The organism is Veillonella magna, assembly GCF_959600285.1.
Classification (GTDB): domain Bacteria; phylum Bacillota; class Negativicutes; order Veillonellales; family Veillonellaceae; genus Veillonella_A; species Veillonella_A magna.
Window position 1 is genome coordinate 241,536 of sequence record NZ_CAUGKU010000001.1, and the last position, 20,396, is coordinate 261,931.

The 20,396-nt window shown below is 44.9% G+C and carries 20 protein-coding genes; 3 read left to right on the forward strand and 17 right to left on the reverse strand.

Annotated features, from left to right (window positions below):
* Positions 1-8: 8 nt before the first annotated feature.
* The 9 genes from atpB to Q5873_RS01105 all read right to left on the reverse strand — a co-directional run bounded on the left by atpB (position 9) and on the right by Q5873_RS01105 (position 8,616).
* Positions 9-680 (reverse strand): F0F1 ATP synthase subunit A, encoded by a 672-nt coding sequence (gene atpB, locus Q5873_RS01065; protein ID WP_303058969.1) that lies wholly within the window; start codon positions 678-680, stop codon positions 9-11.
* A gap of 35 nt (positions 681-715) precedes the next feature.
* Entirely contained in the window at positions 716-1,096 is a 381-nt protein-coding gene (locus tag Q5873_RS01070; protein ID WP_028254563.1) for an ATP synthase subunit I, read from the reverse strand.
* 25 nt (positions 1,097-1,121) lie between these two features.
* A complete protein-coding gene (locus tag Q5873_RS01075) occupies positions 1,122-1,334 on the reverse strand; it encodes an AtpZ/AtpI family protein (protein WP_028254564.1) in 213 nt (70 codons plus the stop codon).
* A gap of 362 nt (positions 1,335-1,696) precedes the next feature.
* Positions 1,697-2,842: a non-hydrolyzing UDP-N-acetylglucosamine 2-epimerase gene (gene wecB / locus Q5873_RS01080; protein ID WP_028254565.1), complete on the reverse strand. Its 1,146-nt coding sequence runs from the start codon at positions 2,840-2,842 to the stop codon at positions 1,697-1,699.
* A gap of 129 nt (positions 2,843-2,971) precedes the next feature.
* Positions 2,972-4,039, reverse strand: coding sequence for a glycosyltransferase family 4 protein (locus Q5873_RS01085; protein ID WP_288301291.1), 1,068 nt, complete (start codon positions 4,037-4,039; stop codon positions 2,972-2,974).
* Between the two features lie 24 nt (positions 4,040-4,063).
* The gene (locus tag Q5873_RS01090; protein WP_303058970.1) at positions 4,064-5,422 is read right to left on the reverse strand and encodes a PFL family protein; all 1,359 of its coding nucleotides are present in this window, start codon (positions 5,420-5,422) and stop codon (positions 4,064-4,066) included.
* An 8-nt stretch (positions 5,423-5,430) separates the two neighbouring features.
* Entirely contained in the window at positions 5,431-5,700 is a 270-nt protein-coding gene (locus Q5873_RS01095; protein WP_028254568.1) for an ACT domain-containing protein, read from the reverse strand.
* 179 nt (positions 5,701-5,879) lie between these two features.
* Positions 5,880-7,505 carry a phosphoglucomutase gene (locus Q5873_RS01100; RefSeq protein ID WP_303059005.1) on the reverse strand — a complete coding sequence of 542 codons (1,626 nt, stop codon included), beginning with the start codon at positions 7,503-7,505 and terminating at the stop codon, positions 5,880-5,882.
* A gap of 55 nt (positions 7,506-7,560) precedes the next feature.
* A complete protein-coding gene (locus Q5873_RS01105) occupies positions 7,561-8,616 on the reverse strand; it encodes a YitT family protein (RefSeq protein WP_303058971.1) in 1,056 nt (351 codons plus the stop codon).
* Between the two features lie 342 nt (positions 8,617-8,958).
* On the opposite strand from Q5873_RS01105, the gene ispE reads away from it, so the two are divergent.
* The gene (gene ispE, locus Q5873_RS01110) at positions 8,959-9,852 is read left to right on the forward strand and encodes a 4-(cytidine 5'-diphospho)-2-C-methyl-D-erythritol kinase (RefSeq protein WP_205087942.1); all 894 of its coding nucleotides are present in this window, start codon (positions 8,959-8,961) and stop codon (positions 9,850-9,852) included.
* On the forward strand, positions 9,849-10,544 hold the full coding sequence (locus tag Q5873_RS01115) for a GntR family transcriptional regulator (RefSeq protein ID WP_028254571.1): 696 nt from the start codon (positions 9,849-9,851) through the stop codon (positions 10,542-10,544). The genes ispE and Q5873_RS01115 overlap by 4 nt, the downstream gene beginning before the upstream one ends.
* A gap of 275 nt (positions 10,545-10,819) precedes the next feature.
* Here the strand turns inward: Q5873_RS01115 and ade are convergent, their stop codons facing one another.
* The 4 genes from ade to Q5873_RS01135 all read right to left on the reverse strand — a co-directional run bounded on the left by ade (position 10,820) and on the right by Q5873_RS01135 (position 15,960).
* The gene (gene ade / locus Q5873_RS01120) at positions 10,820-12,502 is read right to left on the reverse strand and encodes an adenine deaminase (RefSeq protein ID WP_303058972.1); all 1,683 of its coding nucleotides are present in this window, start codon (positions 12,500-12,502) and stop codon (positions 10,820-10,822) included.
* Positions 12,503-12,538: 36 nt separating this feature from the next.
* Positions 12,539-13,858: an NCS2 family permease gene (locus tag Q5873_RS01125; RefSeq protein ID WP_303058973.1), complete on the reverse strand. Its 1,320-nt coding sequence runs from the start codon at positions 13,856-13,858 to the stop codon at positions 12,539-12,541.
* A 263-nt stretch (positions 13,859-14,121) separates the two neighbouring features.
* Positions 14,122-15,063, reverse strand: coding sequence for a hypothetical protein (locus Q5873_RS01130; RefSeq protein WP_308525861.1), 942 nt, complete (start codon positions 15,061-15,063; stop codon positions 14,122-14,124).
* 81 nt (positions 15,064-15,144) lie between these two features.
* Positions 15,145-15,960 (reverse strand): hypothetical protein, encoded by an 816-nt coding sequence (locus tag Q5873_RS01135; protein ID WP_028254575.1) that lies wholly within the window; start codon positions 15,958-15,960, stop codon positions 15,145-15,147.
* Between the two features lie 307 nt (positions 15,961-16,267).
* On the opposite strand from Q5873_RS01135, the gene Q5873_RS01140 reads away from it, so the two are divergent.
* The gene (locus Q5873_RS01140; RefSeq protein WP_288189792.1) at positions 16,268-16,894 is read left to right on the forward strand and encodes a site-2 protease family protein; all 627 of its coding nucleotides are present in this window, start codon (positions 16,268-16,270) and stop codon (positions 16,892-16,894) included.
* A gap of 139 nt (positions 16,895-17,033) precedes the next feature.
* Here the strand turns inward: Q5873_RS01140 and larA are convergent, their stop codons facing one another.
* From larA to Q5873_RS01160, 4 genes are read right to left on the reverse strand one after another with little or no spacing between them, the layout of a single operon-like run.
* Complete coding sequence (larA, locus tag Q5873_RS01145; protein WP_288189793.1) at positions 17,034-18,293, reverse strand: nickel-dependent lactate racemase family protein; 1,260 nt, start codon at positions 18,291-18,293, stop codon at positions 17,034-17,036.
* A 16-nt stretch (positions 18,294-18,309) separates the two neighbouring features.
* Entirely contained in the window at positions 18,310-18,864 is a 555-nt protein-coding gene (locus tag Q5873_RS01150; RefSeq protein WP_288189794.1) for a hypothetical protein, read from the reverse strand.
* 11 nt (positions 18,865-18,875) lie between these two features.
* On the reverse strand, positions 18,876-19,871 hold the full coding sequence (gene floA, locus Q5873_RS01155) for a flotillin-like protein FloA (protein WP_205087999.1): 996 nt from the start codon (positions 19,869-19,871) through the stop codon (positions 18,876-18,878).
* A 51-nt stretch (positions 19,872-19,922) separates the two neighbouring features.
* A complete protein-coding gene (locus Q5873_RS01160; protein ID WP_288189795.1) occupies positions 19,923-20,387 on the reverse strand; it encodes an NfeD family protein in 465 nt (154 codons plus the stop codon).
* Positions 20,388-20,396 lie beyond the last annotated feature (9 nt).

Sequence of the window (20,396 nt, forward strand, 5' to 3'; positions counted from 1 at the left end):
AAATGTAATTAATGTTCTTCACCTATACTCATGCCCAAATAGGACGTTACTAGGATTGTGAATACAAATGCCTGAATGATACCTACCACCAAGCTGAAAGCAAGCCAAATTATCGGCGTCAAATACGGCGATAAGTAATTGAGTACTTCCAACATGATTTCACCGGCCAAAATATTGCCAAATAAACGGAAAGACAGCGTAATCGGTTTTGCCACTTCTTCCAGTAGGTTAATGACAATAAACGGCGCAAACGGTTGTAAGTAGTGTTTAAAATACCCCGGCCCGTGGGCCTTAATACCGACAAACCAAACGATGACCGAACTGGTCAAAGCTAATCCTAATGTCGTATTTAAGTCATTTGTCGGCGATGCCAAAATGTGCGGACTCGGAATTAATCCCAACTCATTACTGATGAGCAAAAACAAGAAATACGTAAACAGAATTGAACTAACCAATCCCCAATACTTGCCTAAACTTGGTTTAAGCTGTCCTGCCAAGCCTTCCAAAATAAGCTCCATCACATTTTGTGTCCCTCGTGGCACCATGGCGCGTTTACGCGTAGCCAACCAACCGATAAGTATGACAACAGCCATAACCAGCCAAGTCATATACAACGTGTCCATATTAAAGGACATTCCGGCAAAATGGGCTATAGTATGGTGCCCTGCGTGCAGTTCCATACTTCCACCTCCCTCCTATGCACCTAATCTACTAGCTAACGGGGCAATGACTTGCGCCTCTGTCCCAACCAATAATCAAGATATTGTAACGGTGTGAGTAATATCATCCCTGCCAGTACCCCCAGCATATGCACACCCGGTATGCGGGTAGCAATCGCTGTCATAGCCAGAACCAGAATGAATCGGCTCACTACTGTCATTCGAATTTTATTTTTCAACTTTTCCGGTGGTATATCCGGCCAACGTCTCACTTGTGCTGCTAAAATAACGAAATACACACAATTTGTACCTCCGCCCCACAGCCAGCCACCAACGAACCGCGCTCCGCCACCGACATAAAGAAGTACGGCTATGACGATTGTCGTAATGACCAATAATTTGAGCATGCGCTGCACATACTGTTGATATACTTCCATGCGTACCTCTCAAATAACTTACGTCTCATCGTCGCCCCGCTGCTTGCTTGATAATAGACCACAAACCGGTTATGCCGCCCCATAGACCACCTATCAACAAACACCACGGTGATGATCCCAGCCAAGCATCTGCCCGACTGCCCAGGAATAGGCCGAGAGCAATGCAGACAACCATAGTCATACCCGCAGTGGCCGCCACACTGACAGCCTGCCATATATCAGACCTATCCTGTTTCATGACGTCACCCCGTTTATTGTCGCACTATTTCGTCCTCGTATAGTAATAGTGTCACACATTCTACGATGTGTTTTACTATACCACTATTAATACTGTACTATTATAGCATTGTTCTTCAAATAAACTCTAATTACTTAAACTGATAGAAAACTAGATTTTTTGATATAACAATCAATTATAGCTAGTGTATTGATAAATAAATGTCTTATTTTATCGCATTCATACTGTATATGCAAAAAAATCATCATTTATCTTATTTCGTCTTCGACAGATGGATATATTCTTTCATCTCACTATTCCCTGACAATATAATACAGCTTTCTATCAGCCATGATTTTCAACCTATTAGTTCTACCGTTCAATTAGTAGCCAAATCGATCAGGGCGCTTACCACTGTTCAACAATTCAAAACGCAATGCTTCAATAATACGCCGCGAAGCCTCCCCGTCACCATAAGGATTAACGGAATTCGCCATAGATGCATAAGCTTCCTTATCCGATAATAAACGTCGAGCCGTCATAAACACTGCTTCCTCATCAGTACCTACCAATTTAACAGTTCCCGCTGTTACCGCTTCCGGTCGCTCTGTCGTATTGCGTAATACTAGTACAGGCTTCCCCAACGCCGGTGCCTCTTCCTGTATGCCCCCGGAGTCAGTCATCAGTAAGTATGAGCGTGCCATCAAATTAGCGAACGGTTCGTATTCCAAGGGATCAATAAGATGTACTCTTTCTGTATCGCCTAGTTCTTCAGCCACTATGCTCCGTACCTTCGGATTGCGATGTACCGGGAAAACTACCTCAATATCATCAAATTCATGTACCAATCGACGGATAGCTCGATATACGTGACGCATCGGCTCGCCTAAATTTTCACGGCGATGTGTTGTCACGAGAATAATGCGTTTCTGTTCGTAATCAAGACTATTCAGCAGTTCTTCTTCAAAATGGTACCCTTCCTTCACAGTTGTACGCAGCGCATCAATAACTGTATTCCCCGTCACATACAGGTGTTCGGAAGAAATATTTTCTTTTAGAAGATTCTTTTCCGCACTGCTGGTAGGCGAAAAATGGTATGTAGTTAAAGAGCCGGTCAATTTTCGATTCATTTCTTCTGGGAAAGGAGAATAAATGTTGCCCGTCCGCAGGCCTGCTTCTACATGACCTACAGGGATTTCCTGATAAAATGCAGCCAATGCTCCGGCAAAAGTTGTTGTCGTATCGCCATGCACCAATACCACATCAGGCTTTGCTTCTTCCAACACGTCTTTAAGCCCTAATAAGGCCTTCGTCGTCACGTCATATAAAGTCTGGCCGGCACTCATAATATTGAGATCATAATCCGGTGTAATAGAAAATAAATGCAATACCTGATCTAACATTTCTCGGTGCTGTGCCGTTACCGTCACAATCGCCTCCATATCCGGCGCTGCTTCCAAGGCTTTTACTACTGGTGCCATTTTGATTGCCTCCGGCCTAGTACCGAATACCGTCATTACTTTTAACATGATATACCTCCCACCTGTGCTCAACTTCTATGCATAGTCTCTTTTACATTAGAAAAGTCAGCTACCTTGATTTATAAAAGCTATCCTATATGTGATGAAGGCGCCTGCCCCTAATGGGGCAAGGCGCTTTTATTTGTTGTCCTTCCCGGCCATTTGCGCTCGCTGTCGATCCAAAGCTAATACCGCTTTATCCTTTGCGATAACACCTAGTTTGGTCGCCACAATGACACACGCAAGCAGAATTGCCGCTACCAGCACAATTCCAACCAGAATATTTACTTTTGCCACGATAACCGCTACACAACCGAGTACCGTCGTCACCGCATACATCAATAACACTGCCTGTTTTTGTGTAAGCCCCATGGCCAATAGGCGGTGATGTACATGCCCCTTATCCGGTTTAAATACCGGACGATTGTTAATTTTACGACGAATAATCGCAAAGGTAGTATCCAAAATCGGAAGCCCCAATACAATAACCGGCACCACTAAAGATACAGTTGCCGCTGTCTTTACTGCGCCAATAACCGATACGGCCGCCATCGTGTAACCAAGGAGCATACTTCCGGTGTCGCCCATAAAAATCTTGGCAGGGTTAAAATTATAGCGTAAAAAGCCACAAGCTGCTCCGGCCAATGCCATTGTTACCAAAGCCAAATCGCTTTGACCAATTTGCAGAAGTACCGTAAAGATAGCAATACAGGAAATTAAAGAAATTCCTGCAGCCAAACCATCAAGCCCATCAATTAAATTCACAATATTTGTAAAGCCTACAATCCAAAAAATTGTTAACGGAATAGAGAAGTAATCGAGATAAATCATTTGCCCCCATGGATTGGTAATAAACTCTACTTTATCGCCGAAGGCTACCAATACTGCTGCTGCCAATATCTGCCCTAATAATTTAGTTTTAGGACCAATTTGCTTAACATCATCCCATACGCCAACGGCAATCAAGATGATTGAGCCCACAATAAGACCCATCACCGAAGACAGATCTGACACAGTAGCAACTACAGCTACAATATAACCAATAAAGATTGCTAACCCACCTAAACGTGGGATGGAGCCATGATGCACTTTACGGGCATCCGGCACATCCATCGCACCTACGCGTACTGCCAATCGTTTAATTATCGGTGTCAAGACATAGGTAACGAACAATGCCGTTACAAATGCTAATACGTACACCGTCATTTGAGCACCTCCTCGTGCCACCCTTTAGTTCGTCAAACTACGTACGGGCGCCGGAATCCGGCCGCCTCGATTGATAAATTCCTCAGCACTGAACGGGCTGACTTCAATAATCGGACAATACCCCAATAGTCCACCAAACTCAACAACATCGCCTACTCCTTTTCCCGGTACGGGAATAAGACGTACTGCTGTTGTCTTATTATTTATCATGCCAATAGCTGCTTCATCGGCAATAATCGCCGATATCGTCGCTGCCGACGTATCGCCGGGCACGGCAATCATATCAAGACCTACCGAGCATACGCAGGTCATTGCTTCTAATTTCTCAAGGCTTAGACTTCCTACCGATACAGCATCAATCATGCCTTTATCCTCACTGACTGGAATAAACGCACCACTGAGTCCGCCTACGTGAGAGGACGCCATAAGACCACCCTTTTTAACGGCATCATTTAAAAGCGCCAATGCGGCCGTCGTACCATGCGCTCCGCAAGAAGTAATTCCCATCTCCTCCAATACATGAGCCACCGAATCACCGACTGCCGGTGTCGGGGCTAAGGAAAGATCAATAATGCCGAAAGGCTTTCCTAAACGGCGCGATGCCTCCTGTGCTACCAATTGCCCTACGCGGGTAATTTTAAAAGCCGTACGCTTAATCGTTTCCGCTACTACATCAAACGGCTTACCACGTACCGCTTCCAACGCATGTTTTACTACCCCCGGGCCACTGACACCGACGCTGATGGTCGTATCACCTTCCGTAACACCGTGGAAGGCACCGGCCATAAATGGATTATCTTCAACGGGATTGCAGAAAATAACCAACTTAGCGCAACCAAAGGCATCTCTATCAGCAGTGAGCTCTGCCGTCTGCTTAACAACGCGTCCCATTTCAGCCACTGCGTCCATATTGATGCCCGCTTTGGTAGAACCTATGCCGACGGAACTGCACACTAAATCCGTCATGGCCAATGCTTCCGGAATAGACGCTATCAAACGTCGATCTCCTTCGGTGTACCCTTTCGACACCAATGCGGAAAATCCACCGATAAAGTTAACACCAACCTCTTTAGCTGCTCTATCAAGCGCCTTGGCCACCGGTACATAATCTTTCAAGTCACTACCGCCGGCTACAATCGATATAGGAGTCACCGATACGCGCTTATTAATAATCGGTACACCGAACTCGCGTTCGATTGCTTCACCAGTAGCTACCAATTCCTTCGCTTCCCGTACGATATGATCATAAATATTATCGCAAAGGCGACGACCATCCGTAGCTGTACATCCCAACAAGCTGATGCCCATAGTAATAGTTCGCACATCCAGCTTATTTTCGTGGATCATTGCATTAGTTTCCAAGATATTTTCTATACTTAGCATAGTATCACCTACCCTACGCGGTGCATGCTAAGAAAAATATCTGCATGCTGTGCTCGTACCTGCACACCTAATGCATCCCCTACCTTAGCCAAGGCCTGTTGAATATGCTCCAAATCAGATGCATCTGAGGCTTCACACATCATAATCATATTGAACATGCCATCTAAAATCGTCTGATTAATAGATACGATGTTCACTTCATTTTCCGCCAATGTTGTTGCCACACCGGCCGTTATCCCTACTCGATCCAACCCTACTACCGTCACTACCAGTTTCATGTGATCCACCTTCTCTTTCCTCTCTAAAGGAAATAGGCCACTGTCAATACAAAGGCCTTATTTTCTCAAAATACACGGTTATTATATCACACTCGGTGCCGGTTGATAAACAAAAACACGCTATCTCTTTATCCGCAACCATTACCTGCCTCAATGCATTACTTTGCATGGTAGCTCTATTACGGACGTGCCACATCATCCACAATACGCTGACCTTCTTTGATTAACGCATCCAGCGTTGCCTTACCGGCAAAGGTTTCCGCATATATCTTGTACAGATTTTCTGTACCCGACGGTCGGGCTACCAACCAGCTATTAACCGTAGTCAGTTTAAGACCGCCAATATCTAGCGCCTCATGATATGCCGTTGTCCGCACTTCTTCCAGGGTCTCACCGGCTAAAGTATCTGCGACAACATCGTTACCGGATAAATGGGATAATACGTCCTTTGTTTCTGCATCACAAGCTGTATCCACACGTGTAAATACCGGCGTACCGTAGTCCTTCGTCAATGCCTCATATAACCGTGCCGGTGATTGACCCGTAGTTGCCAACATTTCCATAGCCAATAGTCCCATAATCATTCCATCCTTGTCCGTAGTCCATACGGTGCCATCTTTTTTCAAGAACGACGCGCCTGCACTTTCTTCACCGCCAATACCAATGGTTCCATCAAAGAGGAGCGGCGCAAAATATTTAAATCCTACCGGTACTTCATAAACGGGAATGTGCTTATCATTACAGAACCGATCTACCAAGCCGGTAACTACTACTGTCTTGCCAAAACCTTTGCCTTGCCATGACCGCGTCCCAAATAAATACGCCCCTGCTGTCACGAGAAAATGATTAGCCGGCAACAAACCTTCTGCTGTTACAATCCCATACCGATCATAATCGGGGTCGTTTCCTACCGCTAAATCATACGCACCGATGCCGGCAATCACTTCTGCCATCGCGTAGGCAGAGGAGCAATCCATCCGCACCACACCATCATGATCATAGGCCATAAAACTAAATGTGGGATCCGCTTCACCGTTGATAATTGTCAGGTCCAGCTGGTACATATCACGAATCGCTTCCCAATACGCACCACCGCTACCGCCCAAAGCATTAATCAACACATGGGGACGCGCCTTTTGAATCGCTATCATATCAATAATTTGAGGCAATTCTTCCACATAGAGCCGCTTGAAGGGATATTCCACCTGCAGCTCCGGTGGAATTTCATCAACAGCAATACGTTTAATTCCTTTACCACCAGCCCCAATATACGCATTGGCTTTTTCTTCGATGCGTTTTGTAATCGATGTATCCGCCGGTCCACCATTAAGAGGATTGTATTTAATACCGCCGTTATCGGGCGGATTATGAGACGGCGTAATAATCAGACCGTCTGCCTTTTTGTCATGATTTTCATTATATCGGATAATAGCCCGCGATACACTAGGCGTCGGTACATAGCCTGCATCTTCATCCACGCCGGCTACAACACCGTTACCGGCTAACACCTCCAACACCGTAGCCAACGCCGGCGACGATAACAAATGAGTATCGGCCCCTACAAAACACAGCGCCGTTGCGCCGAACTCGTTACGCAAATCACAAACAGCTTGTGCAATAGCCGCCACATGTAAGTCATTAAAACTTGTATCCTGCGCTCGGCCACGATGTCCTGATGTTCCGAATGCCACACGTTGCCGCTTATCATCTGCCTCCGGTATCTTACTGTAATAGGCCTCTACCAACTCATCTGGATTAATCAAATCTTCCTGTTGTACCTTCTTACCCGCCAACGGATGAATCATAACCTGTACCCCTTTCATGGGCGACCTGCCGTCGCCACCGCTTTCATCTATCACTTTATTTTTTCTCCGCAGCCGTAGCTGCTTCCGTATTTATTGGTTTTTCTGCAGCAATTGCCGATGTACTCTCTTGCTCTGCGTTTACCGCCATGTGATTGTCTTGGGATTTTTCATAATCAGTCTTCACAGTATTGTGTTCATGACCACATTCCGTACAAACACCTTCGTGAAGAGCCTGCTGCACTGCCTGTTGCGGTTCCGGTAAACTGCCAAAGGTGAATCCCCGTCCAATAACCTCGGCCGCATCGGTGATGAGCAAGAACGCAGATGGATCCTCTTCTTGAACCGCTGCTTTTAACTTTGCCACCTGCATTAAGCCAACCACAACTAAAATGACCTGCTTATGCTGATGCGTATAAGCCCCTTCACCATTTAAAATCGTCGCCCCACGGCCGATATGATGAATAATCAAATCACAAATTTTATACGGCTTATAAGAAATAATAAAAATGGCTTTTCGCTGACTGAAACCAACGATAACCTTATTCGTAATAATTGCCGAAATATATAGGCTTACAAGAGTAATCGCCGCCGGTTCCACACCAACAATAGCCGCCGAAATCACGAGAATAACCATGTTAATGGCAAAGACGATACTTCCCATCTGCAAACCATAGTACTTACGAATAATCAATGCAATCGGGTCAAGACCACCCGTATTGCCGCCGGAACGATAAACAACCCCAAGGCCGAGTCCACATGTTATCCCGCCTAGGATAGCTCCTACCAACGGTTCTTGTGTTAAGCTATAGTCTTGCAAAAAGGAGAATTCATTAATCGTAAACGATGAAATAGCCGTGCCAATGAGTGTAATCATCAAATGCCAGCGCCCCAGCCATCGATACGCAGCATACAAAATCGGTATATTCAACACCAAATTCAGCGTACCAATAGGAACACCCGTCAAATAGAAAAGCATCAACGCTATACCGCTGATACCGCCGCCAACTAATTTGTGCGGCACAATGAACGCATTAATACCGATTGCAAATAATACGGCACCAATGGTAATAAGCACTACTGTTCTCGCTGTGGGACCCCACTTTATCAGCATGATAACCTCCTTCAAGACTACCCATGTTACGTTGTGTTCGATCCGATAACTTGCTCGCAGACCGCCTACATATAAAAGTATATGCATCCGCGCCGCGTCGAGAGTACATCCGTAACTTCTTCGCATACGCCGATGCTTGCAAGTACATCATAATATAAACTGTCATATAAATCAATAAAAACCAGTTATCATGCCCTTTCTCAGCATTATCACTATCCCTTTACTATTGCAAATTTCATGTAGAATTGCTATATTACAAATAGATAAATAGTAAGGTAGCTGTCCACGCGGATACGACATGAGGCCGCTACTTTAACAGATGATGTAAGAAGGAGACCAGTTATGAATTCGGTGGTTCAACACAGTATCAGTAAAATTAATATAGGCTTGGCCATTCTCAACAAACGCGCCGACGGATACCATGCGATTGATACAATTTTTCAATCCATTCACTTAGGCGACACCATTTACTTTGCCAAGCATCACTCCGTAGTATTTAGCGGCATTGCCCCAGAACTTCCCCCGTATATGAACGACATGATTCCTTACGACGAATCAAATCTAGCAATGAAAGCATTGCGCGCTGTACAGAACTATACAGGATGTACCACCGGCGGTGCCATTCATTTGTTAAAACGAGTACCGCCTGCAGCCGGACTGGGCGGCGGTAGCGGTGATGCCGCTGCCATGCTGTTAGGGCTTAATACATTTTGGGATTTACGCCTGACCGAAGCCGAATTATTCCAGCTTGCCAAAACGCTGGGCTCCGATGTTCCCTTTTTACTAAAAGGCGGTACCGCCCGCGGTACCAGCCGTGGTGAAGAACTTCGCTATTTACCTACCGGTAAAGCACACTGGCTTCTTTTGGTAAAACCGGAGATTTCTGTATCCACCGGCGCAGCATATAATCGCTTCAACGGAATATCCGCTTTTAATAGCACTACTATCGATGCCGTGGAAAAATCTATGAACGACGGTCGCATGGATGAAGCCATGCAGCGCAGCGGCAATACTTTCGAAGAGTTACTCTTCCCGAACAACGAAGAACTGGCACAGTGCAAAGCCTTCTTTGCCGATCGCGGTCATACTGTTGTCATGACCGGCAGCGGTCCTACCATGGCCGTTTATTTAAACCAGGCCCGAGATGCACTGGATTTACAAGAAGAAATTAAAGCAGCCGGACACAACTGGCTGTCACTTATTACTCGTACACATGCGAAGGAGGAACTTGCATGAGTAAAGAAACATCACGGTTACAACCGATTCGTCTCGATGCGTATAAACCGTTGCGCGAAGTTGTCAGTGAAACCCTGCGACAAGCTATCCGCGACGGTATCTTCAAGCCCGGCGAACGCTTAATGGAAATTCCTTTATCCGAAGAGCTTGGAGTGAGTCGCACACCTATTCGCGAAGCCATCCGCAAATTAGAGCTGGAAGGTTTTGTTATCATGATTCCTCGTCGCGGCACTTATGTGGCGGATATTTCGTTAAAAGATATTTCACAGGTCTTTGAAATTCGTTCCGCCTTGGAGGAATTGGCAGGCGCACTTGCTGCCGAACGCATTACGGCCGAAGAAATTGAGTACTTGGAACGAATGCTTGTTGAAATCGGCACCTACATCGAAAAGAAAGACATGGATAGGATTGTAGAAGCCGACGTAAATTTCCACGAAGTCTTGTATAAAGCATCACGCAATGAACGATTAGTAGAAATCATCCACAATCTACGCGAACAAACTTTACGCTTCCGTACTGTATCCATGAATCAACCGGGGCGTCTTGCAAAAACTTGGGAAGAGCATCGCCTCTTAGTAGAAGCCATCGCCGATCGAGATGCTAATAAAGCTCGCAAGATTGCTCGCCTTCACATGGAACATTCTGAACAAGCTCTTCTGACGGGAATGAATATCGACAATAATCATAGATAACAATCCGTTTATATGTTAGTATTCTTATGCTAACAATACAGTGCATTGCCACTGTTCCCATAGTCTATTTATGGACTCGAACAAGTATTTTTATACACAGACTTACTCCCCTTCCCATACAATAAGCCGGTATACAAGAATGATGCTTATCCATCATTCCATCGTATACCGGCTTTTATTTTTACTTTTGTTATTTCTTTTACTATGTATGGACAGGATTGCTTTTATTATTTGCTCCCATTACATTTACTTTTTCTACACTCGACGAAGCATGTTTACATACCTACTTCCACCAGCCCTTTCGTAGTAATACGTAAACTAGGAATTACCGACAATGCCAAAAAGCTGAGATTAATGAACGGATCAAAGGCTCGACTGATTCCCATGCCATAGGCAACTTCCTTCATTGCCTTTACCTTTGCATCCACTTCTTCATGCGGCCGATTACTAATAAGGCCCATAATTTCCAATGGTAACTCAGCTATTACCTTGCCTTCGGACGCAATGACATAGCCACCACCGATGCGTACCATACGGTCGATAGCCACCATCATATCTGTATCATTGTCACCTATAACTACCACATTATGTGCATCATGAGCAAAAGAAGTAGCAATAGCACCATTATGTAAATTAAAGCCTTTCACCGCTGCCACACCATTACGACCGGATGCACGATACCGTTCAATACAGGTAATTTTATTGTATACTGCGTTAGGTGTAAAGACACCATCTATGGTAGGTAGCTCTTCCACCGTCTTTGTCGTTACAATCTGTCCCGGAACCATTGTAATCACAGCCTGAGGCCCGTTGACAATCATCTGTAGCTTGTCTTCCGTAAAACGCCCAATATTAACGGTCTGTAATAATTCTACCGGCGCCGGCACATTTGGTCGACGCACACATTCCGAAACCGGCTTTCCCTGTATCCAAACACCGGCAATTGATTGTGCTCGTTCGTCATCGAGAATAACCATATCAGCCCGATATCCCGGTGCAACTGCACCGCGGCGCTGCAAATTATAACATATAGCCGTATTATACGAAGCCATCTTGAATGCATCAATAGGGGGAATTCCCAACTCGATAGCACGGCGCACATTGTAACTGATATGCCCTTGTGCTTGAATATCTTCTATATGTTTATCATCCGTACAAAAACCATAGCGCGCTGTCGGTGCACCGTCAGCTACTAAACCTTTTACAATAGCATCTAAATTATGCGCTGCACTGCCTTCGCGAATCCATACATACATGCCATTTGCTACCTGGTCCTTAGCTTCTTCATAGGTAACACATTCATGATTGGTAGTAATACCTGCCAAAGCGTATGCCTGCACCTGTACCGGTGATAAACCGATACTGTGCCCATCCTTTACTCGATGGGCAAACAATGCTAACTTATCCATCATTCCCGGCTCCCCATCCAACACACTGGGGCAATCCATAACCTCACCGAGTCCCAGTATCCGCGGATTATCCATAAGCTTAGCTAAATCCGCCGCATCTAATACAGCGCCGTTATCTTCGCCGGCAATAGCCGGTACACATGACGGAGCCATGACATATACATCTGCTTCACACTGCGCTGTCGCATCCAACATATATTGAATTCCTTTAAGCCCAGCTACATTTGCTGCTTCATGCGGATCCACTACAAATGCCGTCGTACCAAACTGCATGGCTTCATAGACAAGTTCCTGTGGATTTACCAGCGTCGACTCCAGATGTAAATGGCTATCTATAAATCCCGGAACGATGTATTTTCCTGTACAATTGACGTTCTCTACACCTTCATAGGTACCGATACCTACAATATACTCATCAGCAATCGCCACATCCGCAGTACGCCAACATTCATTAAACACGTCAAGCACATGCGCCCCGTGCAATACCACATCTGCTTTTTCCAAGCCGCGCGCAATCCGTGACAGTCGTCTATAGGTTTTGTAATTCATATTATACCTCTTTTCTGCCTATGCTAATCACATTTATCACATGAATAATTCTTTACCGATAAAAATTAAGCTCAATACATACATGATAAGCGATATATCTTTATGTTTCCCCGTAAGCACCTTAATAATCACATAGCTTACCAATCCCCATTCGATGCCAATACCAATCGAATACGCAAAGGGCATCATAATAATTGTTAAAAATGCAGGGATGCCCTCCGATATGTCCTCAAAATCCACCCCTTTAACAGCTGTTACCATGAAAAGCCCCACTACAATAAGCACCGGAGCCGTAGCTGCCGCAGGGATAATCATCAAGAGAGGCGCAAAAAATAAGGCAGCCAGAAAAAGAACGGCTGCCGTCAGGGCAGTCAAACCTGTACGACCTCCTTCAGCGATTCCCGCTGCTGACTCCACAGCCACAATATGGGCCGAGGTTCCCAATAAACTAGCCACTACTGTCCCTAATGCAGCTGCTGCCATTGAGCGTCCGTTGGTTTTGCGAGATTCTTCACCAGATACTTTTACTTGATCGGTAAGGCCAATGGTAACACCTACAACATTAAATAAATTAACAAATAAAAATGTAAATGTTACGAATAGCATATCTGCTTGCATCACTTCATCCCAATCAAATTTCCCCATAACCGGCCCTATGGATGGTGGCATAGCTACCACTTTATCCGGCAACTGAGTAAGACCGATACCCCACGCCAAACAAGTACAGATAATTACAGCCAAAAAGATTCCACCCTTTACTTGCCGTGCCGTAAATACAGCAATCAGTATAATGCCTATTAACGTTATCAAAACTGCCGGATTATGTAAAGAGCCTATCCCCACCATCGTACCCGGAGTAGCTACGATAATACCTGAACTGCCTAAGCCAATCATCGTAATAAATAAACCAATGCCGGCCGTTACTGCCAGTTTAATGTTCTGCGGTATAGCATTAAATAATAAATCTTTAAACGGTGTAACTGCAATTAGTAAAAATATAAGACCTGACAACAGCTGTGCGGTCAGTGCAAACATAAAGCTATATCCCATCTGCACAACAACAGTATAAGCTAAAAATGCATTAATCCCCATGCCGGCTACCCCAACGAATGGCGCGTTTGCATATAAAGACAATACCAATGTCATAATAAACGCAGATACTGCCGTCGCCGTAAATACGGCCCCCATATCCATACCGGCTTCACCTAAAATAATCGGATTTACCGCCAAAATATACGCTACACATAAAAAAGACGTACATCCCGCGAACAACTCCCTCATCACCGTACTTTGTCTCTCTTTTACTTTGAACAGCTTATCCCAAATTGCAGTCTGTTCCTGCTGTGACACTGTCATGCCAAGACCTCCTTACCTAAACCCTAAAAGTAAAATACAATCCCGTGTCATTACCCTCTCTATTTTATTTCTTAGTTATACTAATTAGACATACATCTTATAATCTCCTCTTTTATTTTGTAAAATTATTATAATAAATATTCTTTTTAGTTATATATTTGCATAGAAAAATAGTTATATAATAAAAGCCCGTCACATCTGTCTACATAACAGATGTGACGGGCTTCCTTTATCTACACAAAGATATTCCCATAACTAATTTTCTAACGCGGTGTTACTACTTGTTGATCGAAAACCTGCTGCACAGCAGTAAATCCTATCGGCTCCGGTGCTACCAAATACAGACAAAGCACAGCAAGCACAGCCAACGCAATGGCTATATACGAGAAGGAACCACCACGACTGAATTCATACACACCAAAAAAACGAATTCCTATAGCCGAACCAATAGCCGCAATAAGAGACGGCATAGAGAACTCATTGTACATAGCAAAGTACAGCATCATACCGGCAAAAGCTCCCATGGCCATGACAATGGATAGCACGCCATCAAAGCCGGTAGAAAAACTACGACGCAGTCCTTTATTATACGACGATGCTTCGATACCAACGAAGCCAAGCACAAAAGCTAAGGCCGTCCAAATAGTCCCCCAAGAACCGCGAAAAGCATCACGATGTTTACCAGCATACCAAGCAAATGCGGTAACCGCTAAGATAGCTACACCTACAACAATGAAGAAGTACGGTGCCGGAATAAAGGGGAACAACAATACCCCGGCTATACATGCCACCATCGCCGCCAAGCTATAATACACGACACTAGCCACTGTCGGACGCTGTTCCACCGGAATCCGACAATATAAAGCCGCAGCCAATTCCAGAATAAAACAGAAAATAAAAATTCCTACGCCTACATAAGGTAATACTAATCCAATCACCAATGATAAGATGACCGGTATAATCAATCGCCATCCCGGGAAGAACACCAAGTCCTTAGCACTCATGCGCACATCTTGCGTTTCTACAGTAAAGTTATTGTATAATACAAACGTAAGCATAAATGCTATCGTTTCTGCCGGTGTTGCGCCCATATATAAAATAGTCGGCACCAACAGCATAGAGATGGCCACACCGGTGAATCGCGAAATAACGGCGCTCATAAACCCAGCCCCTAAAAAGGGTAACAACACTGTAATATATTCCATAATAAAAACCGCTCCTCTTCAATGTTAGTATACAAGTCTATTTATAAGTATACGCATTTATCTGCTTCACGGCAAGAGCTGTTATATGGATTTTGCCTTCTTCCGACCTCGATATAATCCTCGTCTCTCCAGGCGACAACGCACTGCTGTGTGCGAACATCCCTGATCTTTGGCGATAGCACTGACGCTGATTCCTTTAGCATACAATTCGCAAATTCGCACCTCATCCAACTGACGGCGATGCCCGCGCAGTGAAACTCCCGCATCACGTAAGCGCGATGCAATCGTACCTGATCGTACATGATATAAATTAGCCAGTCTTTCCGTCGACATATGAGCTACTGTATACAGATACACCAACTCGTCTTCGGAAATATTTTTGTACCTACAGCTATGGCGAATCGTAATCTGGGCATGATGCAACACCTTTAATACATACCACCGTGATATCTTGAGATTTTTGGCAATTGCCGTAGCACTCGTGCCCGCCTGATAGCTCTTGATAATTTCTGCCGTCGGCAAACATGGCCGTGAAGCTCTCTTTCGACCATCATTTTTATTAGCCGTAGCTTTGTTGGACTCCTTCAAACAATAATGTTCATGAAGGCGCTGACCAATTGTCGTATGTGAGCATTGATAAATAGTAGCGATTTCCTGCATACTTTTACCCTTCACCTCATATAGATAGACAATCTCATCGGTGGGAAGTGATTTTTTAATCCCGCGTACCGGAATACAATATTCGTGTAACCTCCGAACAACCGTATTTTGACTGCATTGCAGCTTTTCTGCCACTGCCCACGTTGTCATCTGCTTCTCCACATACAATGTCCATAACAAGCTTCGCGGAATAGTAATGCGTCGCTCTTCACTTATCTCTACTGTCTGTTGCTTCATGCCATACCGCTTCCTTTCCGCCCTTTATTATAGTCACTAATATTACTTGTCTTCAAATAGGAATTTGACAATGGTGGTGTTGTTGTGCATTGCAATATGATATACTATACAGACAGAGTAAGCTGATTTACAGTAGTTATGTCGCTACAAATTATCATTTCGTATAGCGACGCATATACTGTTTCCGTTAATCTATTATTAGTTTTTAGTCTACACTTACTCTTTATATTTTTATCTTGATGCTAATCTCTTTATAGCATTGATTTTATATTTTAATATTACAGATACTACCCCAAGGGAGATGACTATGTTTAATTTTGATATAATTACCATGGCCGCCACATTGCCGGCCATTATTATCTCTATGGCCGTTCACGAATATGCGCATGCACAGGTAGCCGATTGGCTCGGTGACGACACACCTCGTCGCATGGACCGTTTGACGTTAAATCCCTTTTCCCATATTGATATTGTAGGCATGATTATGCTCTTTCTCGTTCAATTCGGATGGGCTAAACCGGTCATGGTAAATCCTGCCAATTTCAAAGATAAGAAAACCGATGATATGTTGGTATCCATCGCAGGGCCACTGGCAAATTTAATTGTTGCCTTTATTACCTTAGCGGTACTGACAGTCATACGCACACATCACATTGCTATATCCGACGGCTTATATCGCGTGCTTCTGTACACTATCATTTTAAATATTAACTTTGCTATTTTTAATTTATTGCCCATTCCTCCATTGGATGGTTCACGCCTTCTCATGGCCTTAATGAGTCCGGCATGGCAAATGCGCTTTTTACAATGGGAACGTTTTAGTTTCCTTATCTTAATTATCTTTGCCTATTCTCCGCTGCTGGGTCACGTACTTATTCCATTACAACACTCGATTCTAACGTTGTTTACATTCTTGCTATTACCGCTAACCTAAAATAGCTAACAAAAATGCAATACGCATGCTGTTTTAATAATGTATCTACGATTCGAACATTTTCCTAGATTATGTGCATTACAATATATTCAAAAAAAGAAGGTCTCATTAAGAGGCCTTCTTTTTTACTTTTCATCACCTATCGTAAAAGCGGCACCGTATATGATGCATACGGCATCAATGTAATTTTAGCGTCGCTACCATATTTCTTATCCGCCAAAGCCAAAGCCTCTTCCACAGAGTGTACCGGCGTGAAAAAAGCTTGTCGCGCATACGCATCATCCAAAGATGAAATAAGATAAAAATCAGCTTTTTTCATCAATCGCGTCACCGCATAGGCTTTGTGTCGTCCAATTTGAAAATCAGCACGCACTGACTCCTCAATAGCATCAATACTGTCAAAGTTTCGCACTGTTTCATCGAGAATGGCCGACCCAGAACCTTCACGGCACTCCGCCATAAGAATGACCGTACCACCCGGTGCGACTGCCTTCACCGCATTATCCATAGTTTTTTGCATCTGATAAATATTAATATCCTTAGGATAACCACCACAGGTAGCTATGACAATAGGCGTGCTCTCCGTAATGCGTACCCCATTTTGCGAGTCCACAAAGCGACAAGCCTCTTTATGCGCCTCAATATAATCGCCACAGAATACACCGGTGAATTCCGCCGCCTCATTCAGCACCACGTTAAGCAAGAAAGTAGGGCGACACATTTCCGTCCCCTCCACCTGATCCTCGTAAATCGGATTACCTTCAAGGCGACCAATTTCTGCTGCCGGGTTCAGCATCAAACTGTGGTTCTTTCGGATTGTTTCATACTCCGCACACCCCGGCAAAAGTGCCTTACGTCCACCGCCGTAACCGGCAAAGAAATGATGAACTACCGACCCCGTACAGATGATATGATTGGCTTCCACACAAGCCTTGTGAAAGCGCACCGGTGTTCCAAAGGAGGTCGTCCCTAACTCCACAAAATCATCACTATCCTTGGCATAAGAATTAATCATTTTCACACGCCCGGCTACCTCAGCTCCGACGGAGTCAATCATCTCCTCTTCAGTCATACGACGATGCGTCCCCAATGCAAAGACAATCGTCATATGGCTATCCGGAATGCCCGCTTCATTAAGGTAATCTAATAATACCGGCATAAATACATGCGAATTGGCTACTCGCGTAGGATCGTTTGCTAAAATAGCCACAGTTTCACCGGGATGTACCAGCTCACGTAAGGGTTTACTGCCAATGGGGTGATCCAATCCATTCTTAACAGCTTGCACCGGATTATCCAGTACCGGTGTAATTGCCATGTGCAATTCTGCGGCTATACGCCGTTCATCTATGGAGAACGTTAACTCTCCTTCACCATAATGCCATGTGTATTGTTTCATAGTGTTCTTTATCTCCTTATCTCTTTCTCCTATACTGTCCTTGCTTAGCCAGCGGCGGTCCCAATACTACCGACCATAGGACACCGTCTCGCACAGTACCGGTCAGACGTTTCTGCGTCAAGACAGCACGCTGTGATGCTGCAGCTTCACGATCACCATACCACGTTAGTGCTTGCCGTCTTCTTCTGTCATCCCTTGCTACCACGGTCTCATCGCTTTGGTCATCCACTTTGCGATTCATATACCTGCGATACCGTTCCACCTCTTTTGATAGGCCGGAGTCCTCGCCGTAACCGGATGTTTCCATTGACTGCCTGTGATTGGTATGCATTACCGTATCGCCTTCTGATGTATCTAACGTTAGCCTATCAGACTTTGCTGTATTTTTATTCGCTGTAGTTTGTTCATTTGTACGCGGTTCCATAGAAAGTCCGTAGTGTCGTTCCATCTCTTCCCATGTCATCGGTTCTTCTCCATTCGCAGTATCCTCCGGTGGAGCGGACTGCCTCTTTCTTTTACCGAAAATGGCCGCCCCCAACAGGAAGAGTACAATCAATACGATGATATCCATACACAGTACCTCTATTTATTTCCATCACTACCGCTGGTAGATAATTCTTCGTTGTCTCCGACTGCCAAGGTTTCACGCATCTTAGTGTCTGCCATAATATTATTCATATTATAATAATCCATAACGCCCATATTACCTTCACGCAACGCCTGCGACAACGCCTGCGGTACCTCAGCCTGTGCTTCCACGACCTTCGCTTGCATTTCCTGTGTATACGCCCGCATTTCTTGTTCTTTAGCCACGGCCATGGCACGTCGTTCTTCCGCCTTAGCCTGGGCAATCTTCTTATCTGCCTCTGCCTGATCCGTCATAAGCTGTGCGCCGATGTTACGTCCTACATCAACGTCTGCAATATCAATGGACAAGATTTCAAATGCCGATCCCGCATCAAGCCCCTTAGTGAGAACCGTACGAGAAATATGATCCGGGTTTTCCAAGACATCTGTATGTTCTTCGGATGAACCTACCGTAGTAACAATCCCTTCACCGACACGGGCGATAATCGTTTGCTCGCCTGCACCGCCTACTAAGCGATCGATATTAGCACGCACCGTTACCCGTGCCCGCACTTTTAACTCAATGCCATTCTTTGCGACGGCAGAAATAATCGGTGTTTCAATAACCTTTGGATTAACACTCATCTGAACCGCTTCAAGTACATCTCGTCCGGCTAAATCAATAGCCGCCGCCCGTTCAAAGGTAAGTGGAATCGCAGCGCGTTCGGCTGCAATAAGTGCATCTACTACACGGTCTACATCACCGCCGGCTAAGTAGTGCGCTTCCAACTGATTTACATTCACACCCAGTCCCGCTTTATTGGCCTTTACCAAAGGCAAAACTATTTGCGACGGCGAAACACGACGAAGACGCATCCCTACCAATGTAAAAATACCTACATTGACACCGGCCGCCAATGCGGAAATCCATAAGCCTAACGGTACAAAATGAAGAAATAGTGACACGATTATAACAATGGCCACTACAACAAAAATAAAACTGACATTCATTAGCTCAAACATAAAAGCCTCCTTCTACACTACGCATAAACCTATCACTATTTAGTCTGCATTACGACGCACTACAACGCGCCCGCCTGTTACATCCACTACACGGATTTTCGTACCTGGTTCAAAAAATTCACCGTCCGACACAACATCTACCGGTTCGCCGTCAATAATTGCTCGACCAGCCGGACGAAGTACCGATTGTACAACACCGGTTTTCCCCAGTAGATCCGCCTTAGGCTCACTGCCTACATAACCGTTATCCGTCGTCGACCGCCATTGCAGGGTCAGTAGCTTACCAATGCGACTGTCAGGGAACTTTGATATAAGCCAAAAGCCTATTAGCATACTGGAAACAGCCAGCACCGCCACCGTCATAGCTGCTTCCACCGTAGCACCTAACCACAAATACAACGCCCAAAGCAACGCACTGACACCGGCTACCCCAAACAGCCCGAAACCCGGCACCAAGGCTTCAATACTTACGAGGATAATACCCCCAATTACTAAATACAGCACTACTTCACC